General features: G+C 60.5%; 1 protein-coding gene. It reads right to left on the bottom strand.

The window, feature by feature from the left end; all coding sequences use genetic code 11:
- Nucleotides 1–193: 193 nt before the first annotated feature.
- Nucleotides 194–531: nuclear transport factor 2 family protein (locus AC1D0P_RS28025; RefSeq protein WP_477679717.1), on the bottom strand; the 338-nt coding region annotated here is incomplete at its 5' end.

Genomic DNA, 531 nt, shown 5'->3' with positions numbered 1-531 from the left:
GCCTTGCGGATAGCCCCACCGGGCGTAATCCGTGGCAATTTCGGGACTGACGAAGGTGTTGCCATAGGCCCCTATGACGAAGAAGCCTCCAAGCAGCCAGACAAGGACGTTTCTTGGGTGAAATCCGGGCATGAAGGAGGCTTTCTTCTCGAATCCCGATCGGGGCAGGTTGACGGGAAGAGCACGGGTAATCTCAACGCGACGGCGCTTGAAGGGCGAGCCTGCGGCTCGCCAGGCGCCAGCCTTGCGGTGTCCGCCGCAGCTCGTCGGTGTAAGTTACGCTCGCCACTGCGCCGTTCGACAACAGGCCGAGGCCCTTTGACTCGGCCAGGATCTCGTCGTTGGGGCCTTCGTGAACGAACACATTCGTGGTGTGATGCGCGCTTGCGTGACCCTCCTGGCTCGCCATATGGCGGATCGCTGCAATGCCTGTGACCGGGGGAAACCCAAAAACGCTCGAGTCAAAAAAGGCATCCTCGGTAAAGACTTCTCCGAACCGGTCCCACGCATGTTTGTCCACGAGATGTGCCC

This window comes from Polaromonas sp. P1_G2 (assembly GCF_056405515.1).
Note: the sequence above shows the minus strand (reverse complement) of the source record. Positions and strands in the feature narration are given on the sequence as shown.